The organism is Streptomyces gamaensis, assembly GCF_042656465.1.
GTDB lineage: Bacteria > Actinomycetota > Actinomycetes > Streptomycetales > Streptomycetaceae > Streptomyces > Streptomyces gamaensis.
In genome coordinates, this window is sequence record NZ_JBHSPB010000009.1 from 277853 (window position 1) to 295290 (window position 17438).

Here is a 17438-nt window from a genome sequence, read left to right on the forward strand (position 1 = left end):
GGGGGACGGGCCGTCGTCGATCGGCGGATCAGACGCCCGCGTACGAGTGCTTGCCGGTGACGAAGATGTTCACGCCGTAGTAGTTGAAGATGTACGTCCCGAAGGCGATCAGCGCGATGTACGCGGCCTTGCGGCCCTTCCAGCCGGCGGTCGCGCGCGCGTGCAGATAGCAGGCGTAGGCGACCCAGGTGATGAAGGACCAGACCTCCTTGGGGTCCCAGCCCCAGTAGCGGCCCCAGGCCGCCTCGGCCCAGATCGCGCCCGCGATGATCGTGAACGTCCACAGCGGGAAGACCGTCGCGTTGATCCGGTAGGCGATCTTGTCGAGGGTGGCGGCGGCGGGCAGCCGCGACATCGGGTTGTCGGTGACGCGGGCCAGCTTCGCCTTCAGCCGCGCGTACCTGCGCTCGGCGGGCAGCTCGGCGAGGTAGGAGGTCAGCCCCGCGCCCGTACGGCCCTGGAGCAGCCGCGCCTCGTAGCCGTCCCGGAAGAGATACAGCAGCGTCGAGCAGGCACCCACCCACAGCGCGGCACCGGAGAGGATCGCGCAGGAGACGTGGATCCACAGCCAGTAGGAGTGCAGCGCCGGCACCAGCTGGTCGCTCGCGGTGTACAGCACCGACACCGCCAGGCCCAGGTCCAGCAGGATCGTGGTGACCAGCGGCAGGCCCAGCCAGCGCACGTTCTTCTTCGCGGCGAGCAGACCGAGGTAGACGCCGACCGCCGTCATGCCGAAGGTCGTGGAGAACTCGTACATGTTGCCCCACGGCGCCCGCTCCACCGACAGCGCCCGCGTCAGGACCCCGCCCGCGTGCAGGAGGAACGCCAGCACCGTCAGGGAGATGGCGATGCGCCCGTAGACGTCGCCCTTCTCGCTGCCGCCGGCCGCGCCCGGCCCGTCGGGGACGTCCCGGGCGCCGGCGACGGCACGCGTGACGACCTTGGGGCGCTCCAGTACGGCCGTGCCGCCGCCCTTGCGCTCCGCGGCACCGCCGGCCGCGGCGGCGGGCGCCGCGGTGGTCAGCGAGGCGGCCGTACGGCCCACCGCGCTGCGGCTGCCCAGGACCCACTCCGCGATGTGCGCGATGAAGGCCAGGGTGTAGACGGCCATGGCCGAATAGATCAGCACGTTGCTGATATGGGCCAGGTTCTCGTTGGCTGCGACCGCGAGTCTCACGCGCGCGCTCCTTCGGAAGGATCAGCAGAATCTGTCGAGGGCGGCCCGGCCGGCGGGGCGTCGGGCTCCAGGGCCGCCGCCAGGCCCGCGAGCTCCTCCGGCAGCCGGGCGGACTCGCTGCGGCCGAGGCCCGCGAGCTCGACGACCGTACGGCCGTCCTTCCCCGCCACCGCCCGGACCCACACCCGGCGCCGCTGGATGAACAGCGAGCCGGCCACCCCGACGAGCGCGCCGACCGCGCCGATCAGCGCCGTGGTGTTGCCCGGCTGCTGCGAGACCTGGAAGCTCGCCCACGCCTTGATGCCGTCGAACGACAGCGAGCCCGCGCCGTCCGGCAGCGTCAGGGTCTCGCCCGGCCGCAGCGCGGACCGCAGCAGATCGCCGTTCTCGCTCTTGAACTGCTTCATCCGCTGCGTGTCGAGCTTGTAGACGTTCTGCGGCAGCCCGCTGTTCATGCCCAGATCGCCGTAGAAGGCGTTCAGCGACAGCACCGGATAGTCCAGCGCGGGGAAGGACGAGTGCGGGCCGCGCACCGGGTCCAGCGCGTACGTCGAGGTGAACAGGCCCTGGAAACCGAGCCCCTGGCTCGCGCCGTCCTTGCCGCGGGCGTCGGGCACCTTGATGACGCCCGTCATGGTGCCCTCGCTGTCCTGCGGCAGGAACGGCACCGGCCCCTGGTAGACGACCGTGCCCCGGCCGTCCTTGACGGTGACGACCGGCGCGTAGCCGTGGCCGATGAGGTAGACCTTCGCGCCCTGGACCTCCAGGGGGTGGTTCACCTCGATCGCGGTCTTCTTCCCGGCCCCCTCCGCGTCGCCCTCCCAGTAGGTGACGTTGGCGCGGAAGGTACGGGCCGTACCGCGCTGCGGGCCGGTGCGCTCGTAGCTCTCGTCGAAGCTGTTGAGCGTGAACCGGAACGGGCCGAGGTCCTCGGCGGAGAACAGGGAGCCGGACTTGAAGTCGTCGTACTGCGGGAGGGCGTTGGCGAAGCTGCCGCCCTCGACGACCAGCGTGCCGCCCTCGGACTTCCACAGCTGCCCGGAGGCGAAGGCCACCAGCATCACCAGCAGCGACAGATGGAAGAGCAGATTGCCCGCCTCGCGCAGATAGCCCTTCTCCGCGGCCACCGAGCCTTCGCCCGGGGCGACGCGGTAGCGGCGGCGCCCGAGCAGCTTCCCGGCCGCCGCGAGCACCTGCTCGGGGGCGGCGTCGGTGTGCCAGGACGCGTACGCGGGCAGCCGCGTCAGCCGGCGCGGGGCGGCCGGCGGGCGGCCGCGCAGCTGGCCGAGGAACTGCCAGGTGCGCGGCACGATGCAGCCGATGAGCGAGACGAACAGCAGGATGTAGATCGCCGAGAACCACACCGAGCTGTAGACGTGGAACAGGCCGAGCTTCTCGTAGAGGGGCGTGAGCGTCTCGTGCGCGCGCTTCCACTCGTCGGCCTTGACCGAGTCGGTGCTCGTCTGCGGGATGAGCGAGCCGGGCACCGCGCCCAGCGAGAGCAGGAACAAAAGGATCAGCGCGACCCGCATCGAGGTCAGCTGGCGCCAGAACCAGCGGGCCCAGCCCAGCGCCTCACGGGCGGTCCAGGCCAGCGCGCCGAGCGCGCCCGGGCGGCGCACGCCGCCGAACGAGCCGGGCACGGCCTGCCCGGAGTCCTCGGCCGGGGCCGTGGACAGCCGCTCCCCGGCGGAGGCGAGATCCCCTTCCCGGGCGTCGGTCTCCTCGGCGCCGGTCTTCCCGGCGGACGTATCGGTGTTGGCCATCGGTTCAGACCTCAAGAACGAAGGAGTTGGTCCAGGACTGCATCACGCCGACCAGCTGGTCCCACACTCCCGTGACGAGCAGCACGCCCACGGCGACGAGCATCGCACCGCCCGCGCGCATCACCCACGCGTAGTGCCGCTTGACCCAGCCGAAGGCGCCCAGCGCCCTGCGGAAGGCCACCGCCGCGAGCACGAACGGCAGCCCCAGGCCCACGCAGTAGGCGACGGTCAGCAGCGCCCCGCGCCCGGCGCTGGCCTGGTCGTTGGAGAGCACCAGCACGCTCGCGAGCGTCGGCCCGATGCACGGCGTCCAGCCCAGGCCGAAGACCACGCCCAGCAGCGGCGCCCCCACCAGGCCCGTCGTGGGCCGGGTGTGGAAGCGCAGCTCCCGCTGCCCGAAGCGGTTGAGCACGCCCATGAAGGCCAGGCCGAGCAGGATCGTCAGCGCGCCCAGCACCTTGTTGATCACGTCGCGGTGGCTCTGCAGGGTCTGGCCGAAGAAGCCGAAGAGGGCGCCGGTGGAGACGAACACGGCCGTGAAGCCGAGCACGAACAGCGAGGCGCCGAGCACCATCCGCCCCCGCCTGGCCTTCGCCAGATCCACTCCGCTGACGCCGGTCACGTACGAGAGATAGCCGGGCACCAGGGGCAGCACACAGGGCGAGAAGAAGGACACCAGCCCGCCGAGGACCGCGACCGGCAGGGCCAGCAGCAGCGCCCCGGAGAGCACCGTCTGGTTCACATCGCCCACGGCGGCCAGGGTCACGGCCGTCCGCGCGGGCAGAGCGGGAGCGGGGATCACCGGGTCACTTCTCCGCGACCAGCGGTTCGAGCGTCCTGCGCAGCTCGTCCTCGCTGAGCGCCTTCAGCGCCCGCGCCGCGATCTTCCCGTCCCGGTCGATGAAGATCGTCGTGGGGATCGCCTGCGGATTGAGACTGCCCTTGGGGAAACGCAGCACCAGCTTCTGCTCGGCGTCGTACAGGCTCGGGTAGGGGACGCCGTATTCCTTCTCGAAGGCGATCGCCGCGGCGGGCGCCGGGTCGCGGGTGTTGAGCCCGACGAACTGCACGCCCTTGTCCTTGTAGTCATTGGCGACCGTGACGAGGTTCTTCGCCTCGGCCCGGCAGGGATTGCACCACGAACCCCAGACGTTCAGGACGACGATCTTGCCCCGGTAGTCCTTGGCGACGTCGAGGTCCTTGCCCTCCAGCGTCTTGCCCGACAGGTCCGGGGCGGCCTGCCGCTCGCTCCTGTCGCTGACGACCGTCACCCCGCCCGTGCCCTGCACGAACTTGGTGTCGCCGCCGCTCGCCGTCTTCGTACCCGAACCGCAGGCGGTCAGCGCCACCGCCGCGAGCGCGGCGAAGGCGGCCGGGAGGGCGATGCGGCGGCGTGGTCCGAGGCGTCGAAGGGCGCGGCAGGCACTCATGTGAAAAGTTTCGCATGGTCCCATCCGCGATCTTCCGCACCCCCCTCGGCCCGCCGGTCACTCCGCGCGGGGAGTCCACTTCTGGCCCACTTCGAGCCGCCGCAGCCCCTGCAGCACCGCCGGGTCCTGGACGTCGAGCCAGTCGACGAACTGGCGGAAGGACACCAGCCGGACGTCCTTGCGCTTCTCGTCGGCGATGTGCTTGAGCGCCTCCTCGACGGCGTCCATGTAAATGCCGCCGTTCCACTGCTCGAAGTGGTTGCCGATGAAGAAGGGCGCCCGGTTGGTCTCATAGGCCCGCTCGAAGCCCGCGATGTAGGACTCGGTGGCCTGCTGCCGCCAGTGCGGATAGTTCTCCACCGGGCCGCGCGTGGTGTTCTTCGACTGGTTGGCGAGGATGTTGTAGTCCATCGACAGCACCTCGAAGGAGTGCCCCGGAAAGGGAATCTGCTGCAGGGGCAGATCCCACAGGCCCTCCTTCTTCGACGGCCACACCTGGGTGCCGCCCGGGGAGGAGGCGTCGTAGCGCCAGCCCAGTTTCGCCGCGGTCGGCAGCAGGTTCTCCTGCCCCAGCAGACAGGGGGTGCGGCCGCCGACGAGTTCCTTGTGGTAGTCGAAGGGCAGCGGGTCCGCCTCGGTGAATCCGGTGTTGGTGTGCCACTCGGTCACAAAACCTGTCGCCTGCTCGATCTCGGACTCCCACTGCTCGGGCGTCCAGTGGGCCACCGAGCCGTGGCCGGTGCAGAAGTGCCCGTTGAAGTGGGTGCCGATCTCGTGGCCCTCCAGCCACGCCTCCCGCACGTTCTCCAGCGTCGACTTGATGTGCTCGTCGGAGAGATAGCCGATGTCGGAGGCGCCCACCGGGTTGTTCGGCGGCCGGTAGAGCTCCTTCTTCGACTCCGGCAGCAGATAGAGCCCGGAAAGGAAGAACGTCATGTGCGCGCCGTGGTCGCGGGCCAGTTTGCGAAAGCGCGGGAAGAGTCCGTTGCCGACCTCGCCCGCGCCGTCCCAGGAGAAGACGACGAACTGCGGCGGCTTCTCCCCCGGCTCCAGCCGCTGCGGCTTCGGCGGCTGGTTCGGCTGGGCCCCGGCGTCCGCGGTGGAGCCGTCCCCGATCGGTTTCGCCTTGGCCTGCTCGCTGGCCTTCGCCGAGGGGGACTCGGAGCCCGACCGTGCCGCGCAGCCGGCGGCGCCCAGCGCGGCGGCCGCGCCTATGGCCGTCCCGAGCAGTCCTCGTCGGCTGATCTCACGCATGATCGTCTCCGTCCGTGCTCGTCACGCTGCCACGCAACGGGCCGTACCGAGACAACCCGTTGCGGTCCATATAAAACGACATTGCGTGAGAGGGCGCGCCGAGTAGGGCGGTTGCGCGTTTTGGCAGCTCTTTACATGCCCTGACACCTCTTTGGAGTGATGCACCGAAAAACCCGGAAGGCCCGGAAAACGCGACGGCCGGGGCCAGGGGCCGTGGCACTGCCACAGCTCCGGCCCCGGCCGAGAACGTCCGAGGTCACAGCGGATTCCGGCGGGCGCGCGGGCGGCCCGCCGGGCTCAGGCGCCGAACGCCTTGGGCTTGCCCTTCACCGGCTTCGCGCCCGCCAGCAGATGCCGGGGCACCAGATCCCGGGCCGGCTCGCTGTAGCCCACCGACACGACCTTCTCACCCCGGAAGGTGAACGTCGTCAGGCTCGCGAGCGTGCACTGCCGCTTGCGCGGGTCGTGCCAGAGCCGGCGCCGCTCCGCGAAGCTGCGCACCACCCAGATCGGCAGCTGGTGGCTCACGCACACCGCCTCGTGCCCGCGGGCCGCGTCCCGGGCCGCACCGAGCGCGGCCATCATCCGCACGACCTGCTCGATATAGGGCTCGCCCCACGAGGGACGGAACGGATTCGTCAGGTACTTCCAGTTGCCCGGGTGCTTGAGCGCGCCGTCGCCCACGCCGAAGGTCTTGCCCTCGAAGACGTTGCCCGCCTCGATCAGCCGCTCGTCGGTGGCGATGTCCAGGCCCAGCACCTTGGCGATCGGCGCCGCGGTCTCCTGCGCGCGCTCCAGCGGCGAGGCGACGACGTGCGTGATGTCCCGCCCGGCCAGGTGCTCGGCGACCCGGTCGGCCATCGCGCGCCCCAGCTCCGACAGGTGGTAGCCGGGCCGGCGCCCGTAGAGCACGCCCTCGGGGTTGTGCACCTCGCCGTGCCGCATCAGGTGCACGACGGTGATCTCCCCGTCACGGGCCGCGCCGCCGCCTCCGGCGCCCTTGGTCACTTCGCTGGTCATGCCGTCCATCATTCCGTTGCCTCGGCCGCGGCCCGCGCCGCCCCCGGCAGGGCCGCCGCGACACGCTCGATCGCCGCGTCGTCGTGCGCGGTGGAGACGAACCACGACTCGAACGCCGACGGCGGCAGATACACGCCCTGCGCGAGCATCGAGTGGAAGAACGCCGTGTAGCGGAAGGCCTGTTGGGTCTTCGCCGTCGCGTAGTCGGTGACGTCCCGGTCCGCGAAGAACACCGAGAACATGTTCCCGGCGACCTGCAGCCGGTGCGCGACGCCCTCCTTGGCCAGCGCCTCGCCCACCAGCGTGCGCACCCGCTCGGAGACCTCGTCCACCCGCGCGTACGCCGCCTCGTCCAGCAGCCGCAGCTGGGCCAGGCCCGCCGCCGTGGCGACCGGGTTCCCCGAGAGCGTGCCCGCCTGGTAGACCGGGCCGGCCGGGGCCAGATGCCCCATCACGTCCGCGCGCCCGCCGAAGGCCGCCGCCGGGAAGCCGCCGCCCATGACCTTGCCGAAGGTCATCAGGTCCGGCACGACCCCGTCGAGGCCGAACCAGCCCGCCCGCGAAACCCGGAAACCGGTCATCACCTCGTCGGAGATGAACAGCGCGCCGTTCTTCTCGCAGGCCGCCTTCAGGCCCGCGTTGAAGCCGGGCTGCGGCGGCACCACGCCCATGTTGCCCGGCGACGCCTCGGTGATCACACAGGCGATCTCGCCGGGGTGGGTGTGGAAGGCCTCGTGCACGGCCTCCAGGTCGTTGTACGGCAGCACGATCGTCTCGCCCGCCTGCGCGCCCGTGACCCCGGGGGTGTCCGGCAGCCCGAAGGTCGCCACCCCGGAACCGGCCGCGGCCAGCAGCGCGTCCACGTGCCCGTGGTAGCAGCCCGCGAACTTGATCACCTTGCTGCGGCCGGTGAACCCGCGCGCCAGCCGGATCGCCGACATCGTCGCCTCGGTGCCCGAGGAGACCAGCCGCACCTGCTCGACCGGCGCGACCCGCGCGACGATCTCCTCGGCCAGCGCGACCTCGCCCTCGCCGGGCGTGCCGAAGGAGGTGCCGCGCGCGACGGCCTCCTGCACGGCGGCGACCACCTCGGGGTGCGCGTGCCCGAGGATCATCGGACCCCACGAGCACACGAGGTCCACGTACTGCCGGCCGTCGGCGTCCGTGAGGTACGGACCACTGCCGGACACCATGAACCGGGGCGTACCGCCCACGGCCCGAAAGGCCCGCACCGGGGAGTTCACGCCACCGGGCGTGACGGCGGCCGCGCGGTTGAAAAGACTCTGCGAGACTGGGGCGTCGAATGGGTAGCTCACGCCACCCATCGTCTCAGAGCCGCGCGGGGAGTCGTCTTTCGGGCGTTTCGCGCGCGGTGTGCGGGGGAGGTCTCTGAGACGATGATCGGGTTGCGCGGCGGGGGCTGTGCTGCGTGAAAAATGCGGTCGGGTGGAGATATGCATCGCGGTGGCGGACTGGGCGAGGGCACCGATGACCTGGGACCCGAGCGAGCCCGGAGGTCACGCAGGGGGCGGCACCGGCGCGCGGAGCGCGACGAGCACGGCGCGGAGCGCAGGGGCAGTGGCCGCTTGGGCGTGACGTACAAGTACTTCGGCGCGCCCGACGGGGCGACCGCGGCCCGCGTTCCGCTGTCCATGCGCCCGGAGGAGCTCGGCGGCGACGAGCTGGGCATGGGCGGGATGTTCACGAGCATCAAGCCGGAGACGGTGGCCGCGATGGTGCTCACCGGCATCCAGGGCATACCCCTGCACAAGGTCCCCCCGCTGGAACTGGTCGTGCTCCACCCCGACTACGCCGTCGTCAAACTGCCCCTGACCGTGGTCGACCCGCTGCGCGGCGTCGGCGAGGAGTCGGTGGGCGCCGCCGCGTTCATCTGGTCCACGGTGCCCGACCGGGGCGGCCCGCGCGACGCGTTCACCGTCTACCGGCTGCTGCACGAGTGGCAGGACTTCTCCCACCGGCTGCACGAGGCGGGCCACCAGCCGTACTGCCTCGTGTGGCCCTGAGCCCGCGCGACCGCCGCGCCCGCATACGCTTGCGGCCATGCTCGTCGCGCGTTCCATCGTCCTGTTCGTCCTCGCCGCGCTGCTGGAGATCGGCGGCGCCTGGCTGATCTGGCAGGGCGTGCGCGAGCACCGCGGCTGGCTGTGGATCGGAGCCGGCGTCGCGGCGCTCGGCGCCTACGGCTTCGTGGCGACGCTGCAGCCGGACGCGGAGTTCGGCCGGATCCTCGCCGCCTACGGCGGGGTCTTCGTCGCGGGCTCGCTGGCCTGGGGCATGGTCGCGGACGGCTACCGACCCGACCGCTTCGACGTGCTGGGCGCGCTGATCTGCCTCGCGGGCGTCGCCGTCATCATGTACGCGCCCCGGGGCCGCTGACGGTCCACACCCAGGAGCCGCCGAAGGTACGCGCCCCGGGGCCGCCGGCCGCCGCGCGCCCGGCGGTGTGACCGGGGCGACAGCCCCGCCGCGAGGGCCCGGGCCTATCCTGCGAGGGATCGTCAAGGAACGCCGCGGAAGGCACCCGCGCCCCAGGAGGCCCCTCATGAGCACACGTACCGCGGTCATCACCGGGGCGAGCACCGGCATCGGCGCGGCGAGCGCCCGGAAGCTGGCCGCCGCCGGCTTCCGCGTCGTCCTCGCCGCGCGCCGCCGCGACCGGATCGAGGCCCTGGCGCAGGAGCTCACGGCCGCCGGCCACGAGGCGCTCGCCTACCCGCTGGACGTCACCGACCGCGCCGCCGTGGACGCCTTCGCCCGTTTCCTGGAATCCGGCCCCGGCCCCGTGGACGTCCTGGTCAACAACGCGGGCGGCGCGCTCGGCGGCGACCCCGTCGCCACGGCCGACCCGGCCGACTGGCGCACCATGTACGAGGTCAACGTGCTCGGTGTGCTCCATGTGACCCAGGCGCTGCTGCCCGCGCTGCGCCGCGCCCCCGGCGGCGGCACCGTGCTCGTGCTGTCCTCGACCGCCGCTCTCGCCCCGTACGAGGGCGGCGGCGGGTACGTCGCGGCCAAGCACGGCGCCCACGTCCTCGCCCAGACCCTGCGGCTGGAGCTGTGCGGGGAGCCGGTGCGGGTCGTCGAGATCGCCCCGGGCATGGTGCGTACCGAGGAGTTCGCGCTCAACCGCTTCGGCGGCGACGCCGAGCGGGCCGCCGCCGTCTACGCGGGCGTGGCCGAGCCGCTGACGGCCGAGGACGTCGCCGACACCGTCGCCTGGGCGGTGACCCGCCCCGCCCACGTGAACATCGATCTGCTCGTGGTCCGTCCGCGTGCGCAGGCGTCCAACACCAAGGTGCACCGCGAAGCGTGAGCCCGGGCGGACGGGCCGCCCGCCGACGCACCGACGAGCCGGCAGAGAGCCGGGAACAGACGGGAGTCAACACCCCATGCGTGTCATCGACTTCGACCACCTCGTCCTCAACGTCCGTGATGTGGAGCGGTCGTTGGCCTTCTACTGCGGTCCGCTCGGCCTGGAGCCGGTGCGCGTCGAGGAGTGGCGGGCGGGCGAGGCGCCCTTCCCGTCGGTGCGGGTCACCCCGGGCACGATCATCGACCTGGTGCTCAGGCCCGAGCAGGAGGGCGCCGGGCACAATGTCGACCACATCTGCCTCGTCGTCGAACCGCTGGACTGGCAGACGGTGATCGACGCGGGCACGTTCACGGTCGTCGACGGCCCCGGTACGCGCTTCGGCGCCCGGGGCGACGCCGAGTCCCTCTATGTGCTCGACCCGGACGGCAACACCGTCGAGCTGCGCTGGTATCCGCAGGACCGGCGGGGCTGAGCCGGCGACTCAGCCCTTGACGCAGACGACCTGCTTGAGCCGGGCGACGACCTCGACGAGGTCCCGCTGCTGGTCGATGACCTGCTCGATCGGCTTGTACGCGGCCGGGATCTCGTCGACCACGCCGGCGTCCTTGCGGCACTCCACGCCCCGGGTCTGCTCCTTGAGGTCCTGCGCGGTGAACCGGCGCTTGGCGGCGTTGCGGCTCATGCGCCGGCCGGCGCCGTGCGAGGCGGAGTTGAAGGAGTCCGGGTTGCCCAGGCCGCGCACGATGTACGAGCCGGTGCCCATGGAGCCGGGGATGATGCCGTACTCGCCGCCGCCCGCGCGGATGGCTCCCTTGCGGGTGACGAGCAGGTCCATGCCCTCGTAGGTCTCCTCGGCCACGTAGTTGTGGTGGCAGGAGATGACCTCGTCGAAGGTCACTCCGGCCTTCTTGAACTCCCGGCGCAGCACGTCCTGCGAGAGCGCCATCATGACCTCGCGGTTGTGCCGCGCGTACTCCTGCGCCCAGAACAGGTCGTGGCGGTAGGCGGCCATCTGCGGGGTGTCGGCGACGAAGACGGCGAGGTCGCGGTCGATCAGGCCGTGGTTGTGCGGCAGCTTCTGCGCCTCGCCGATGTGGTACTCGGCGAGCTCCTTGCCGATGTTGCGGGAGCCGGAGTGCAGCATGATCCACACGCGGTCGTCGGCGTCGAGGCACAGCTCCCAGAAGTGGTTGCCGCCGCCGAGGGTGCCCATCTGCTTGTGGGCGCGCTCGTGGCGGAAGCGGACGGCCTCGGCGACGCCGTCGAAGCGGCCCCAGAAGTCGTCCCAGTGCGCGGTGGGCAGTCCGTGCAGCCGGCGCGGGTCGACCGGGGAGTCGTGCATGGCCCGGCCGACGGGGATCGCGTCCTCGATCCGGCGCCGCAGCCGGGAGAGGTCACCGGGCAGGTCGTTCGCGGTGAGCGAGGTGCGGACCGCCGACATGCCGCAGCCGATGTCGACGCCGACCGCCGCCGGGCACACCGCGCCCTTCATCGCGATCACGGAGCCGACGGTGGCGCCCTTGCCGAAGTGCACGTCCGGCATCACCGCGAGTCCCTTGATCCACGGCAGGGTGGAGACGTTGCGCAACTGCTGCATGGCGACGTCCTCGACCCCCGCGGGGTCGGCCCACATACGGATCGGTACGCGTGCGCCGGGCACCTCGGTGTACGTCATGAAAATTCCTCATTCCCCCACAAAGCAAAGATAACTCGAAATGCAGACATACCAGACTGATCCGACGATTCACGGCGGTGGACCGGCGGACCTGGCAGAACGTGCGGTAGACATACTGTCCAGCCGCTCCCCCGCGGGCGGCAACGGGTTTTCGGGCGAGAGGAGCCACGGACAGTGCAGCGAAGGGCGTACGCACCGGCCGCCGCGCTGACCGCGGCGGCCCTCGCCGCGGCACTCACCGCGTGCGGCGGCAGCGGCTCCGCGGGACCCGGCGACGACGCCAAGCCCGGCCGGCCCGGCGCCTCCGCCCCCGCCGCGCAGCCCGGCAAGTACCGCAGCCTGCCCGAGCCCTGCCGGTACGTGAACCGCGACACCCTGCGCCGCATGCTCCCCCTCGGCCAGGACGACAGCACGCCCGACGCCGAGCAGATCTACCAGGGCACCCCCGCCATCACCTACGACACCGACCGCCGCGTCGGCTGCCACTGGAAGCTGGAGACCCCCGAGGGCACCCGCAGCCTCTCGGTGGACTTCGAGCGCGTGGTCTCCTACCAGGCGGGCGTCAGCGACGAGGAGCGCGCGGGCCGGCTCTACGAGCGCCGGGCGAGCGCCGCGCACATCCCGGGCCCCTCGGCGTCCCCGAGCGGCACCTCCGCCACCCCGGGCTCCTCAGGCTCGCCGGCGAGCGGCTCCTCCCCCGCCCCGGGCTCCCCGGGCGCGAGCGACGGCCCCCGCCCGCAGGGCAGCGGCAGCCCGTCACCGCTCCCCTCCACGAGCACGAGCCCGGGCCCGAGTACGAGCGCCTCCGGCTCCCCCTCGGCCACCCCCTCTGCCGCCCCCTCTGCCTCGGCGAGTCTCGCCCCCCGCACGCTGGACGACCTCGGCGAGGACGCGTTCATCGACGACAAGCTCGTCACGGCCGGCTCCGGGGTGCACCGCGGGATCAGCGTCGTCTTCCGCGACGCCAACATCCTCGTCACCGTCGCCTACGACCAGTGGTCGGCCGACAAGCAGCACATCCCCGGCAGCGCCGACCTCCAGGGCAAGGCCCACGGGCTGGCCCGTGAGCTGGACGCGGGGCACTTCGGCAACTAGCCCGGCGCGTTCGGCCACCGCCGGGCCCCACCCGCGTACCGTGCCGACTGACGTACGCGCGCCCCGCGCCCACCCCCTCCCCCGCGACCCCTGCCCCCGACACGGAACGAGCGAAGGACCCATGCACCGAACCCGCCCCGCCCGCCTCCTCGTCTGCGCCGCCGTACCGCTGCTGCTCGCCGCCACCGCCTGCGGCGGCGGGGGCGGCGAGAAGAAGGCCTCACCGAGCCCGTCCGCCTCCTCCTCCGCCCCGGCCGGCGGGAGCTCCTCGCCGGCGCCCACCCCGCAGGCGGCCACGTTCGCCAAGCTGCCCGAGGTGTGCCGGACGATCAGCGAGAAGACGGTCGACGAGCTGGTGCCGAAGGCGAAGAAGAAGGAGGGCGAGGCGCTGGCGTCCTCCGCCGACCCCAACGACTCGGCCACCTGCCACTGGAACGGCCTCAACGACAGCGACGTGAAGAACATGCAGTTCCACGAGCTGTTCGTCTCGCTCAAGCGGCTGACCCCGGACCCGACGCTGGGCTCCGCCGACAAGCGCGCCCAGACCTTCGCCCAGCAGCAGGTGATGGGGGCGTCGAAGCCGACGCAGGGCGAGGAGGTCAAGAACGTCACGACCGACAAGGTCGACGGCATCGGCAACGAGGCGACCGCCGTCTCCTTCGACTCCCGCAAGTCCGACACCGACTTCCGCAACACCAGCGTGATCGCCCGCACCGCCAACGTGGTCGTCACCGTCAAGTACAGCGGCTCCGGCTACCAGGGCGCGAAGACGCCCAGCGCCGACGACATCATGAAGGGCGCGCAGACCGCCGCCAAGGAGGCCGTGGCCGCCGTTGCCGAGGCCAACAAGCACTGAAGCCCACCGGCGCCGGACGACACCGGACGACGCGAAAGGGCCGCCCCGGGACATCCCGGGGCGGCCCTCGTCGTGCGCGGCGGTTACGCGCCGAGCAGCTTGCGCACCCGCTCCTGGCCCACCGCCAGCAGCAGCGTGGGCAGCCGCGGACCGGTGTCCCGGCCGACGAGCAGCTGGTAGAGCAGCGCGAAGAAGGCGCGCTGGGCGACCTTGAGCTCCGGCGTCGGCTTGGCGTCCGGCGCCAGCCCCGCCCGGATCTTCGGCACGCCGTAGACGAGCGTGGTCAGCCCGTCCAGCGACCAGTGCGTCTCCAGGCCCTCCAGCAGCAGCCGCAGCGACTCGCGGCCCTGCTCGTCGAGGGCGGCCAGGGCCGCGGTGTCCGGCTCCTCGCGCACGATGGTGCGCTGCTCGGCCGGGACCTGCGTGTTGATCCAGTGCTCGGCCCGGTCCAGGCGCGGCCGGGTCTCCTCCAGCGAGGTGACCGGGTTCTCCGGGTCGAGCTCGCCGAGGATGCGCAGGGTCTGCTCGTCGTGGCCGGCGGTGATGTCGACGACCGAGGCGAGCGTGCGGTACGGCAGCGGGCGCGGCGTCACGGGCAGCTCACCGGCGGCGGTGCGCACGGCCCGCGAGTAGGCGGCGGCGTCGGCGGGCAGCGCGCTGCCGTCGGCGACCTTGGCGGCCAGCTTGTCCCACTCGTCGTAGAGCCGCTGGATCTCCTGGTCGAAGGCGATCTTGAAGGACTGGTTGGGCCTGCGGCGCGCGTACAGCCAGCGCAGCAGCGGCGCCTCCATGATCTGCAGCGCGTCGCCCGGGGTGGGCACGCCGCCGCGCGAGGAGGACATCTTGGCCATGCCGCTGATGCCGACAAAGGCGTACATCGGGCCGATGGGCTGCTCGCCGCCGAAGACCTCGCGCACGATCTGCCCGCCGACGACGAAGGACGAGCCCGGGGAGGAGTGGTCCACGCCCGAGGGCTCGAAGACCACGCCCTCGAAGGCCCAGCGCATCGGCCAGTCGACCTTCCACACGAGCTTGCCGCGGTTGAACTCGCTCAGCAGCACGGTCTCGGAGTGCCCGCACACACAGGTGTAGGCCAGCTCCGTGGTCGCGTCGTCGTACGCGGTGACCGTGGTCAGGTCGCGCTCGCAGACGGCGCAGTACGGCTTGTACGGGAAGTACACGCCGCCCGCGCTGCCGTCGTCCTCACTTGCCGCACCCGAGCCCTCGGCCGCCTCCAGCTCCGCCTCGTCGACGGGCTTCTGCTGCTGCTTCTTGGGCTTGCCGGTCGCCTTGTCCTTGGTGCGGTACTGGTCGAGGATCGCGTCGATCTCGCCCCGGTGCTTCATCGCGTGCAGGATCTGCTCGCGGTAGACGCCCGAGGTGTACTGCTCGGTCTGGCTGATCGGGTCGTACTCCACACCCAGCTCGGCCAGCGAGGCGACCATGGCCGCCTTGAAGTGCTCGGCCCAGTTCGGATACGACGAGCCGGCCGGCGCCGGGACGGAGGTCAGCGGCTTGCCGATGTGCTCGGCCCACGACTCGTCGACGCCGGGCACGCCCGCCGGGACCTTGCGGTAGCGGTCGTAGTCGTCCCAGGACAGCACGTGCCGGACCTCGCGGCCCCGGCGCCGGATCTCGTCGGCGACCAGGTGCGGGGTCATCACCTCGCGCAGGTTGCCCAGGTGGATCGGGCCGGAGGGGGACAGGCCCGAGGCGACGACGATCGGTTTGCCGGGCGCGCGGCGCTCCGCCTCGGCGATGACCTCGTCGGCAAATCGGGAGACCCAGTCGGCCTCGGTGCTCTGAGCCTGAGCCACGGCACTTCCTTCCTTACGGTCCTGGCATGACCATTGTCCCAGACGGCGGCGGCGCCCCCGGGGTTGCCCGGACCGCCGCGCAATCCCCCGGTCCGCCGCGCGCGCCCGTGGGATACTCGGGGGTACCCAGCCGGCCGACGACAGGAAATGGCAACCACCCCATGGCTTCGGTTCCCTCCCTCGCTTCCTCGCTCCACCAGCGCCTCGCGGACGCCCTGACGGCAGCCCTGCCCCAGGCCGGCGCCGCCGACCCGCTGCTGCGACGAAGCGACCGGGCCGACTTCCAGGCCAACGGGATGCTGGCGCTCGCCAAGAAGCTGGGGGGCAACCCCCGCGAGCTGGCCGCCCAGGTCGTCGGGCAGCTGCCCGCGGACGGGCTGATCGAGGGCGTCGAGGTCTCCGGCCCCGGCTTTTTGAACATCACCGTCTCCGACCGGGCCGTCACCGAGACCCTCGCCGCCCGCGCCGCCGACGACCGCCTGGGCGTGCCCGTCGCGGCGGAGCCCGGCACCACCGCCATCGACTACGCCCAGCCCAACGTGGCCAAGGAGATGCACGTCGGCCATCTGCGCTCGGCCGTCATCGGCGACGCGGTCGTGCGGATCCTGGAGTTCACCGGCGAGAAGGTCGTCCGCCGCCACCACATCGGCGACTGGGGCACCCAGTTCGGCATGCTCATCCAGTACTTGATCGAGCACCCCCACGAGCTGGACCACCGGGCCGGCGAGGACGCCACCGCCTCCGGCGAGCAGGCCATGTCCAACCTCAACCGGCTCTACAAGGCCTCCCGCGCCCTCTTCGACTCCGACGAGGAGTTCAAGGAGCGCTCGCGGCGCCGCGTCGTGGCCCTGCAGGCCGGCGACGAGGAAACGCTCCGGCTGTGGCAGCGCTTCGTCGACGAGTCGAAGCTCTACTTCTACTCGGTCTTCGGCAAGCTCGACATGGACATCCGCGACGAGGACGTGGTCGGCGAGTCCGGCTACAACCACATGCTCGCCGACACCTGCCGGATGCTGGAGGAGTCGGGCGTCGCGGTGCGCTCCGAGGGCGCGCTGTGCGTCTTCTTCGACGACGTCAAGGGCCCCGACGGCAAGCCCACCCCGCTGATCGTGCAGAAGTCCGACGGCGGCTTCGGCTACGCCGCCACCGACCTGTCCGCGATCCGCGACCGCGTGCGGAACCTGGGCTGCGACACCCTGCTGTACGTGGTGGACGCCCGCCAGTCCCTGCACTTCAAGATGGTCTTCGAGACCGCCCGCCGGGCCGGCTGGCTGACGGACGACGTCAAGGCCGTCCAGCTCGGCTTCGGCACGGTGCTGGGCAAGGACGGCAAGCCGTTCAAGACCCGCGAGGGCGAGACGGTGCGCCTGGTGGACCTGCTGGACGAGGCCGTCGAGCGCGCCGCGTCCGTCGTGCGCGAGAAGGCCCAGGACCTCACCGAGGAAGAGATCGCCGAGCGCGCCGCCCAGGTCGGCATCGGCGCCGTGAAGTACGCGGACCTGTCCACCTCCGCCGGCCGCGACTACGTCTTCGACCTGGACCGCATGGTCTCCCTCAACGGCGACACCAGCGTCTATCTCCAGTACGCCTACGCCCGCGTCCAGTCCATCCTGCGCAAGGCCGGCGACGCGGCGCCCAAGGCCCACGCCGAGCTGCCGCTGGCCCCGGCCGAGCGCGCCCTGGCCCTGCACCTGGACGAGTTCGCCGAGACCCTGGCGGCGGTCGCCGGGACCTACGAGCCGCACAAGCTCGCCGCCTACCTCTACCAGCTGGCCTCCGCCTACACCACGTTCTACGACCAGTGCCCGGTGCTGAAGGCCGAGACCCCCGAGCTGGTCGAACAGCGCCTGTTCCTGTGCGACATGACGGCCCGTACGCTGCGCCAGGGCATGGAGCTGCTGGGGCTGCGCACGCCGGAGCGGCTGTAACGGCCCTGCCGCGCGGGCCGGTTGACGCCCGTACCTGACAAAGGGGCGGTCACTTCCCGAAGGAAGTGACCGCCCCTCGTTGGTCG

At 71.8% G+C, this 17438-nt stretch carries 16 protein-coding genes; 7 read left to right on the forward strand and 9 right to left on the reverse strand.

The genetic code is table 11. The annotated features are described in order from the left end of the window. Positions 1-28: 28 nt before the first annotated feature. The 7 genes from ccsB to hemL form a co-directional block, all read right to left on the reverse strand. A complete protein-coding gene (ccsB, locus tag ACFP1Z_RS17455) occupies positions 29-1177 on the reverse strand; it encodes a c-type cytochrome biogenesis protein CcsB (RefSeq protein WP_390317306.1) in 1149 nt (382 codons plus the stop codon). Further along, a complete protein-coding gene (gene resB, locus ACFP1Z_RS17460; protein WP_390317308.1) occupies positions 1174-2943 on the reverse strand; it encodes a cytochrome c biogenesis protein ResB in 1770 nt (589 codons plus the stop codon). Before resB ends, ccsB begins: the two co-directional genes overlap by 4 nt. A 4-nt stretch (positions 2944-2947) precedes the next feature. Continuing rightward, positions 2948-3742, reverse strand: coding sequence for a cytochrome c biogenesis CcdA family protein (locus ACFP1Z_RS17465; protein ID WP_390317348.1), 795 nt, complete (start codon positions 3740-3742; stop codon positions 2948-2950). A 7-nt stretch (positions 3743-3749) separates the two neighbouring features. Beyond that, positions 3750-4373, reverse strand: coding sequence for a TlpA family protein disulfide reductase (locus ACFP1Z_RS17470; protein ID WP_390317309.1), 624 nt, complete (start codon positions 4371-4373; stop codon positions 3750-3752). A 57-nt stretch (positions 4374-4430) separates the two neighbouring features. Next, positions 4431-5627, reverse strand: coding sequence for a polysaccharide deacetylase family protein (locus ACFP1Z_RS17475; RefSeq protein WP_390317310.1), 1197 nt, complete (start codon positions 5625-5627; stop codon positions 4431-4433). Between the two features lie 297 nt (positions 5628-5924). Beyond that, positions 5925-6647 carry a histidine phosphatase family protein gene (locus ACFP1Z_RS17480; protein ID WP_390317311.1) on the reverse strand — a complete coding sequence of 241 codons (723 nt, stop codon included), beginning with the start codon at positions 6645-6647 and terminating at the stop codon, positions 5925-5927. Positions 6648-6655: 8 nt separating this feature from the next. Then, positions 6656-7972, reverse strand: coding sequence for a glutamate-1-semialdehyde 2,1-aminomutase (gene hemL / locus ACFP1Z_RS17485; protein WP_390317312.1), 1317 nt, complete (start codon positions 7970-7972; stop codon positions 6656-6658). Between the two features lie 129 nt (positions 7973-8101). Here hemL and ACFP1Z_RS17490 point away from each other — a divergent pair, with 129 nt between their 5' ends. The 4 genes from ACFP1Z_RS17490 to ACFP1Z_RS17505 all read left to right on the forward strand — a co-directional run bounded on the left by ACFP1Z_RS17490 (position 8102) and on the right by ACFP1Z_RS17505 (position 10453). Beyond that, a complete protein-coding gene (locus ACFP1Z_RS17490; protein WP_390317313.1) occupies positions 8102-8671 on the forward strand; it encodes a hypothetical protein in 570 nt (189 codons plus the stop codon). 37 nt (positions 8672-8708) lie between these two features. Further along, on the forward strand, positions 8709-9044 hold the full coding sequence (locus ACFP1Z_RS17495; protein WP_390317314.1) for a YnfA family protein: 336 nt from the start codon (positions 8709-8711) through the stop codon (positions 9042-9044). Positions 9045-9210: 166 nt separating this feature from the next. Further along, positions 9211-9981 (forward strand): SDR family oxidoreductase, encoded by a 771-nt coding sequence (locus tag ACFP1Z_RS17500; RefSeq protein ID WP_390317315.1) that lies wholly within the window; start codon positions 9211-9213, stop codon positions 9979-9981. A 76-nt stretch (positions 9982-10057) separates the two neighbouring features. Continuing rightward, positions 10058-10453 carry a VOC family protein gene (locus tag ACFP1Z_RS17505; protein ID WP_390317316.1) on the forward strand — a complete coding sequence of 132 codons (396 nt, stop codon included), beginning with the start codon at positions 10058-10060 and terminating at the stop codon, positions 10451-10453. A 9-nt stretch (positions 10454-10462) separates the two neighbouring features. On the opposite strand, the gene ACFP1Z_RS17510 is transcribed toward ACFP1Z_RS17505, so the two are convergent. Beyond that, positions 10463-11656 carry an RtcB family protein gene (locus ACFP1Z_RS17510; RefSeq protein ID WP_390317317.1) on the reverse strand — a complete coding sequence of 398 codons (1194 nt, stop codon included), beginning with the start codon at positions 11654-11656 and terminating at the stop codon, positions 10463-10465. Positions 11657-11830: 174 nt separating this feature from the next. Here ACFP1Z_RS17510 and ACFP1Z_RS17515 point away from each other — a divergent pair, with 174 nt between their 5' ends. Together ACFP1Z_RS17515 and ACFP1Z_RS17520 are read left to right on the forward strand one after the other, a co-directional pair. After that, a complete protein-coding gene (locus tag ACFP1Z_RS17515; protein ID WP_390317318.1) occupies positions 11831-12751 on the forward strand; it encodes a hypothetical protein in 921 nt (306 codons plus the stop codon). Positions 12752-12872: 121 nt separating this feature from the next. Beyond that, entirely contained in the window at positions 12873-13607 is a 735-nt protein-coding gene (locus tag ACFP1Z_RS17520) for a DUF3558 domain-containing protein (RefSeq protein WP_390317319.1), read from the forward strand. Between the two features lie 83 nt (positions 13608-13690). On the opposite strand, the gene lysS is transcribed toward ACFP1Z_RS17520, so the two are convergent. After that, positions 13691-15424: a lysine--tRNA ligase gene (lysS, locus tag ACFP1Z_RS17525; RefSeq protein WP_390317320.1), complete on the reverse strand. Its 1734-nt coding sequence runs from the start codon at positions 15422-15424 to the stop codon at positions 13691-13693. Positions 15425-15585: 161 nt separating this feature from the next. Between lysS and argS the strand changes: the two genes are divergently transcribed. Beyond that, a complete protein-coding gene (gene argS / locus ACFP1Z_RS17530) occupies positions 15586-17352 on the forward strand; it encodes an arginine--tRNA ligase (protein WP_390317321.1) in 1767 nt (588 codons plus the stop codon). Positions 17353-17438 lie beyond the last annotated feature (86 nt).

Coding starts and splice junctions, on each gene's coding strand:
- resB (WP_390317308.1), bottom strand. CDS start 2,943: ATGGCCAACACCGATACGTCCGCCGGGAAGACCGGCGCCGAGGAGACC.
- ACFP1Z_RS17470 (WP_390317309.1), bottom strand. CDS start 4,373: ATGAGTGCCTGCCGCGCCCTTCGACGCCTCGGACCACGCCGCCGCATC.
- ACFP1Z_RS17475 (WP_390317310.1), bottom strand. CDS start 5,627: ATGCGTGAGATCAGCCGACGAGGACTGCTCGGGACGGCCATAGGCGCG.
- ACFP1Z_RS17480 (WP_390317311.1), bottom strand. CDS start 6,647: ATGACCAGCGAAGTGACCAAGGGCGCCGGAGGCGGCGGCGCGGCCCGT.
- hemL (WP_390317312.1), bottom strand. CDS start 7,972: ATGGGTGGCGTGAGCTACCCATTCGACGCCCCAGTCTCGCAGAGTCTT.
- ACFP1Z_RS17490 (WP_390317313.1), top strand. CDS start 8,102: ATGCATCGCGGTGGCGGACTGGGCGAGGGCACCGATGACCTGGGACCC.
- ACFP1Z_RS17495 (WP_390317314.1), top strand. CDS start 8,709: ATGCTCGTCGCGCGTTCCATCGTCCTGTTCGTCCTCGCCGCGCTGCTG.
- ACFP1Z_RS17500 (WP_390317315.1), top strand. CDS start 9,211: ATGAGCACACGTACCGCGGTCATCACCGGGGCGAGCACCGGCATCGGC.
- ACFP1Z_RS17505 (WP_390317316.1), top strand. CDS start 10,058: ATGCGTGTCATCGACTTCGACCACCTCGTCCTCAACGTCCGTGATGTG.
- ACFP1Z_RS17510 (WP_390317317.1), bottom strand. CDS start 11,656: ATGACGTACACCGAGGTGCCCGGCGCACGCGTACCGATCCGTATGTGG.
- ACFP1Z_RS17520 (WP_390317319.1), top strand. CDS start 12,873: ATGCACCGAACCCGCCCCGCCCGCCTCCTCGTCTGCGCCGCCGTACCG.
- argS (WP_390317321.1), top strand. CDS start 15,586: ATGGCTTCGGTTCCCTCCCTCGCTTCCTCGCTCCACCAGCGCCTCGCG.